The following is a 6,127-nucleotide window of genomic DNA, read 5'->3' as shown; positions in this document are numbered from 1 at the left end:
GTGCCGGCGGCCTCCGTCCTGATGACCGCCGTCCACCTGCTGGCCGGTCTGCTCTGCGGATGGTGGCTGTGGCGCGGCGAGGTGGCCGCCGACGGACTGGCGCGCTCCCTCTCGCTGTTCGTCCCCTCCCGGCTGCGCGTCGTCGTGCACGCGGCCGGACGGGGCGGGGGGCGGCCACGAGGGGCGCGACCGCCTCCGGGACGGTCCAGCCGCGGACCGCGTGCACGACGACGCGCAGCCGGGAGGGGACGAACAGCGAGAGGGAGCGCGCCAGTCCGTCGGCGGCCACCTCGCCGCGCCACAGCCACCATCCGCAGAGCAGACCGGCCAGCAGGTGGACGGCGGTCATCAGGACGGAGGCCGCCGGCACCACGCCCTCGTGCGCGGTGTGCAGGGACGGGACCTCGGCGCCCGGGGGCAGCACGGGCAGCAGTGCGTGGTGGGCAGCGGCGCCGGTGTCGCGAGCACAGGGGTGCGCCGCGTCGAAGAGCGTGTGCAGCGCGAGCTGACCGAGCGCGCTCGCCCCGAGCGCCACCGGCGCACGCCGCGGCAGGAGCCACAGCAGCCAGCCGGCCGCACCCGTCAACAGGAAGGCGAGGCAGAGCGTGTACAGGGGCAGGGGGCAGCGGGAGGAGAGGGAGTGGCCGAGACCGGACACCACGACGCACACGGCCGCGAACACTGCCGCGTGCGTGAGGCGGAGTGCGGATCCGGCTCCCATGGAGGTCATCGTGCCAGCGCCGGAGCCGTGGCAGTACTCCGGTGAACGAGGGGGCGGATGTGATTGAGGCCATAGGGTGCGACGGGAACCCGGCGGCGCTTCCATCCGACCTCTGGAGCAGTGCGGACACCTGGCGTCCGGCCCCCATCACGGCCTCGGCCCGCACCGCCGTCCGGCCCGCACCCGCCGACGGCCCGCTCCGCCGACGGACGCACCGCCGCCGGCCCGCACCCGCCGGAACCGACCCGCGAGCCCGCGCCCCGCCCCTCCCTCCGGCCCGGCGCATCGTCCCCGTACGGACCGGCCTGGTGAGGGTTGTCGCGACCGGGGGTGCCCCGTAGGGTGACAGCAAGCGCTTTCTACGCACGAGGAGCACCGCATGTCACCCCATCCCGCCCGGCTGCGGGCCGCGGTCGTCGGCACCGGAGCCATCGCCCGGGGCTGCCATCTGCCCGCTCTGGCCGACCACGCGGACGAGGTCGAACTCGTCGCCGCCGTCGACGTGAACCCGGCGATGCTCGACGACTTCCGTGCCGCGGCGGGCACGGACGTCAAGGGCTACACCCGGCTCGACGACATGCTCGCCGACGCCCGGCCCGATCTGGTGCTCCTCGGCTCGCCGCCGGCCTTCCACCGCGAGCAGACCGTGGAGGCGCTCCGCGCCGGCGCCTGGGTGCTGTGCGAGAAGCCGCTCTGCCTGTCGCTCGCCGAGCACGACGCCATCGCCGGGGCGGAGGCCGGGGACGGGGCCCCGGGACCGTACGCCTCGGTCGTCTTCCAGCACCGCTACGGCTCCGGCGCGGTCCACGCCCGGGACCTGCTCACCACCGGGGCGCTGGGCAGGCCCCTGGTCGCCCACTGCCAGACCACCTGGTACCGGGACGCCGCCTACTACGCGGTGCCCTGGCGCGGGCGCTGGGCGAGCGAAGGCGGCGGGCCGTCCATGGGCCACGGCATCCACCAGATGGACCTGATGCTGCACCTCCTCGGCGACTGGACCGAGATCCGGGCCATGGCCGGCCGGCTGGTGCACGACGTCGAGAGCGAGGACGTCTCCACCGCCCTCGTCCGCTTCGCCGACGGCGCCATGGCCACGGTCGTCAACAGCGTCGTCTCCCCGCAGGAGGTCAGCCGGATCCGCGTGGACTGCGCCGACGCCACCGTCGAGCTGACCCATCTGTACGGGCACACCAACGACGACTGGGTCTACACCCCGGCGCCGCACGCCGCCGGCGACGAGGCGCGCGTCGGTTCCTGGCGGACGCCCGCCGCGAACCGTCCGAGCTCGCACTCCGCGCAGCTGGCGGAGGTCCTCGCGGCCATGCGTGCCGGGACCCGGCCGCCCGGCAGCGGCGCGGACGCCCGCCGGACGGTGGAGTTCGTGGCCGCGCTCTACAAGTCCGCCTTCACCGGGCGGCCGGTGCACGCCGGGGAGATCGTCCCCGGCGACCCGTACTACGCGGCGATGCACGGCGGCGACCCCGAGTGGGCCCCGGCGGGCGAGGCGGAGGCGGGGGTGTGAGCGCGCGGATCACCGTCACCCACACCCACGGCGAGCGGATCGCGGTCTCCGCCGCCGGGGTGGAGCTGCTGACCTACGTGTACCGGCCGGACCCCGAGGCGTTCGAGTCGCGCAAACCCTACGTCCACCCGCTGCGCACCCTGTCCGGCCGCACGGTGACCGGCTACCGGCCGAACGACCACCGCTGGCACAAGGGCCTCCAGATGACCGCGAGTCACCTGTCGGGGCAGAACTTCTGGGGCGGCAACTCCTACGTCCACGGGGAGGGCTACCTGCCGCTCCCGGACCGCATCGGACGGATGCGCCACGACCGGTTCGAGCCGCTCTCCCCCGGCGGCGACCGCGTCACCCTGGACGAGCATCTGACCTGGGTCGAGAACGGCGGCCGCGAGTGGGCCCGTGAGCGGCGCACCCTGACGGTGCACTCGGTGGATCCCGGCGCAGGCGCCTGGGCGCTCGACTGGACGATCGCGCTCACCAACATCCACGACGCACCGCTGCGGTTCGGCTCGCCGACCACCGCGGGGCGCCCGAGCGCCGGGTACACCGGGCTGCACTGGCGGGGTCCGCGTGACTTCACCGGCGGCGACGTGCTGGGCCCCGAGGGGAGCGGCGGTGCGGGCGAGGCCGGCGCGGCCGCCCTGATGGGCAGCCCCGCGCGGTGGCTGGCGTTCACCGGGGTGCACGACGAGGTGGACGCGCGCAGCACCCTGGTCTTCGCGCACGCGCCGGAGAACGCCGGCGCCGCCCATCCGTCCCACTGGTTCGTGCGCTCCGAGCCCGTCCCGACGGTCGCGTTCTCCTGGGCCTTCTTCGAGGAGTTCGCGCTGCCGCCCGGTGCCCGCTTCGCCTACCGCTACCGGATCGTGGTCGCCGACGGCGAGCTGGACCGGGACGCGGTCGAGGGGCATCTGAAGGACTGGTGACCGTGTGCCGCGCGGCGGCACACGGCGGCGCCCGGGCCGCGGGCGGGAGAACTCCCGCCCGCGGCCCGGGCGTTCACGGCGCGGGCGATCACGGCATCCGGTCGCCCACCAGCGCCAGGTTCTCGATGGCCGCCAGGCCGTAGAGGGCGGTGTCGTTGGTGTACACCCAGTCGGCCTCGCTGCCCGGCACGAGGGTGACCGGGCCGCCGACCTCCTTGGTCGTCCAGGGGGCCGACTCGCGGTAACCGTCGCTGTTGTAGAACTTCTCCCAGGCCCGCTGGGCGAGCTTCTGGTCGCCGGTCTGCACGGCGGCGTACGCGTCGAGCCGCGAGTGGCCCTGGAAGAGGATCAGCGACCCGAAGTGGGAGCCGTACCGTGCCGCCTGCTCCGCCTTGGTGGCGTTGAAGTAGCGGCAGTAGTCGAGATATGCCTCCTTGAACTGCGGCATGTCCACCAGGTCGATGAGCTCCGCGCACAGTTCGTTCAGGCCGAAGACGGCCGACAGGTGGGAGACGGAGACCTTGGGCTCCGTCTCCACGGCGAAGCGGCCCGTGTCGAGGTCGTAGAGACCGCTGCCCTGGACGAAGCCGTTGGGCTGCGCGGCGATCGTCTCCATCGTGGACAGGACCCTCGCCCGCGCGCGTTCCGCCTTGGGGCCGCCCCGCTCCCACTCGGTGAGCCAGGCGGAGACCAGTCCGCTCCAGTCGGTGCCGAAGCCGATGGACAGGGCGTGGCGGTCGGGGGTGTACGGCTCGGTGCGGATCTTCCGGATCGGGTCCAGCGCGAGGAAGGTCTCGTCGGAGTCCACGTTGGCGTGCATCAGGTCGCCGGTGCGCTCGTCGGCCGTCAGGAAGTAGTAGAAGCGCCGGTAGGTGGTGTTGGCGATGCGCTGCTGCTTGGCGCTGTCCGCGTAGTGCTGGACGCCGTGCCGGGTGCCGAGTCCCGCCCAGGTGCCGAGGTGGTAGACGTCGACCTCGCCCGTGTGGCGGGTCATCGCCTCGGCGAAGCGGAAGATGTCGGCGCGGCCCGAGCGCAGGTAGGCGTACCACAGCCAGAGGTCGGGCGACAGTTCGGAGTTGTCCCAGGCATAGCCGCCGACGTCGTAGCGCCACTGGTGCCGCGCCGGGTCGTAGCTGTGCATGATGTCGCCGTAGTCCCAGAAGCCGTACCAGCGGCGCATGTCGACCTGGTCGCGGTAGTACGTGAACAGGAAGTCGAGGTGGTCCTCGATCCGCGCCTTGGCGGGAGTGGAGCGGTCGGGCTCGGAGAAGAGACCGCCGAAGACCCTGGCGGCCACCATGTGCGCGGGCGGCGCGGCGAGCTGCGGGGGCGTGCGCACGGCGGCCGTCTCCTTGGCCAGGTGCGCGGCGTCGGGGGTGGTGTCGTGGGCCCAGAAGAGGAGTTCGCTGGTGCGGGCGATGCCGTACGGGGTGCCGAAGCCGGGCTCGTAGTCCTCGTAGGTGATGTTGAGGCCCTCCAGCTGCTCGGCGTAGGTGTCCTGGCCGAGGCCGTCGTGGTAGAACCGCAGGTCCATCGGCTGGGCCTCGGGGGACCAGAGCCACAGGGTGACCTCGGCGCTGTCGGTGTGCGCGTCGCGGATGTCGAGGCCGGCGGGGTGCTTCTCCCAGAAGTCGCGCAGCCCGAAGGAGAGCCCGCCGCTCGCCCCGCCGACGTAGCCGAAGCCCGAGGCGCGTCGTCCGCCGCCCGCGGCGATCCATCCGTGCCCCTTCTTGGTGCGCTTGCGGAGGGTGAAGCCGTCGGCGGACAGCTGGCTGAGGGTGAAGTCGCCCCACTCCGGGATCAGATGGAGCCGGGTGGTGACCCGCTGGTCCCAGGTCGCGGGGTCGGGCAGCCTGCGTCCGTCGAACTGTGCCGCCTGGACGGCGGCACCGGGGTCGCGGCGGAGCCCGGTGATGCCCTTGACGGCCTCCCTGAGCAGGCCCGTGCCGTCGCCGCCGATCCGGATGTGCCGGTCGTAGGACGCGTCCCGCATGGGCACGGTGAAGCGGACGCCGAGCCCCCGGATGAAGTCGCCGCCGGCCTTTCCGGGTTCCTGTGTGCCGTCGTAGGTGATGGTGTGGACCATCCGGAAGGACTCGGAGCCGGCGTAGAAGTAGAGCCGGACGGAGAAGGGCAGCCAGCTGCGGCTGCCGCGGCGGTGCTTCCCGTCGATGCGGACCACCGCGCGGACGGGGCCGTCCTGTTCGACCTCGGTCGCGAGGATGGTGCTCTCGAAGCGTTCGTACGACTCCTTGCCCTGGTCGCCGTCCTCGATCTCGCCCTGCCGCAGCAGGACGAGGCGCCCGTTCGCGGCGATCTCCGTCCCACCGCGGGTGACGGACTTGACGAGGCTCGACCCGCTGCGGCCGAGCCGGGCGACGATGACACCGGTGTCCACGGTGACGGTGCCGCCGTCGCGCCCCACCGTGATCCGGCGCGCGGGCGCGGCGGGCTCACCGGCGGTCAGGGTGAAGGTGTCCGCCGTGGTCTCGGGGCCGATGGCGTGGGCGGACCACTTCAGCGAGCCGTCGGGCCACTGCGCGAGGGGCCAGGACTGCACCGGCACCTGCTTGCCGTCGGCGGTGGTCAGCGCGAACTTCTGGTTCCCGGGATGCGCGCCCTTGGGCCACGGCACTCCCAGCGTCGTTCCCGGCGCGGCGCCGAGCCCGCCGGACTCCAGCCAGCCGAGGGTGACCGGTTCGGGCCGCCCGGCCTCGGACCGGGGCGCCGCCTGCGCGGTGGCGCCGCCGAGCGCCCAGCTGAACTGGGCGGCCGCTCCGGCGGCGGTGGCGGCCGAGAGCAGGGACCTGCGGGATATCGGTGACATGTCGATTCCTTCGGTGAATGGTTCCTCGTGGGGCAGCGGAGAGCGGGTGGTGCGCGGGCGCGTCCGGTCGGGACACCTCCCGGCGCCGCCGTTCGGGCGGCGCGGGGGTCGGAGGTCGCACGGGTGCGGGG

Annotated in this window: 4 protein-coding genes; 2 read left to right on the top strand and 2 right to left on the bottom strand. The window is 73.6% G+C overall.

The window, feature by feature from the left end; translation table 11 throughout:
- The coding region (locus EAO77_RS28405; RefSeq protein ID WP_147991192.1) for a hypothetical protein at positions 1 to 721 on the bottom strand (721 nt) is incomplete at its 3' end.
- Positions 722 to 1,100: 379 nt separating this feature from the next.
- Between EAO77_RS28405 and EAO77_RS28400 the strand changes: the two genes are divergently transcribed.
- Together EAO77_RS28400 and EAO77_RS28395 are read left to right on the top strand one after the other, a co-directional pair.
- Positions 1,101 to 2,243, top strand: a complete 1,143-nt coding sequence (locus tag EAO77_RS28400; RefSeq protein ID WP_147991191.1) for a Gfo/Idh/MocA family protein — start codon at positions 1,101 to 1,103, stop codon at positions 2,241 to 2,243.
- Entirely contained in the window at positions 2,240 to 3,169 is a 930-nt protein-coding gene (locus EAO77_RS28395) for a PmoA family protein (protein WP_147991190.1), read from the top strand. The genes EAO77_RS28400 and EAO77_RS28395 overlap by 4 nt, the downstream gene beginning before the upstream one ends.
- 88 nt (positions 3,170 to 3,257) lie before the next feature.
- Here EAO77_RS28395 and EAO77_RS28390 read toward each other — a convergent pair whose 3' ends face one another.
- Positions 3,258 to 5,996, bottom strand: a complete 2,739-nt coding sequence (locus tag EAO77_RS28390; RefSeq protein ID WP_147991189.1) for a Tat pathway signal sequence domain protein — start codon at positions 5,994 to 5,996, stop codon at positions 3,258 to 3,260.
- Between the last annotated feature and the right edge of the window lie 131 nt (positions 5,997 to 6,127).

This window comes from Streptomyces sp. T39 (assembly GCF_008042045.1).
In the GTDB taxonomy this organism is placed as follows: Bacteria; Actinomycetota; Actinomycetes; order Streptomycetales; family Streptomycetaceae; genus Streptomyces.
Note: the sequence above shows the minus strand (reverse complement) of the source record. Positions and strands in the feature narration are given on the sequence as shown.

Bases quoted from the DNA above. Each gene is read 5' to 3' on its own strand.
- EAO77_RS28390 (WP_147991189.1), bottom strand. From the start codon at position 5,996: ATGTCACCGATATCCCGCAGGTCCCTGCTCTCGGCCGCCACCGCCGCC.
- EAO77_RS28400 (WP_147991191.1), top strand. From the start codon at position 1,101: ATGTCACCCCATCCCGCCCGGCTGCGGGCCGCGGTCGTCGGCACCGGA.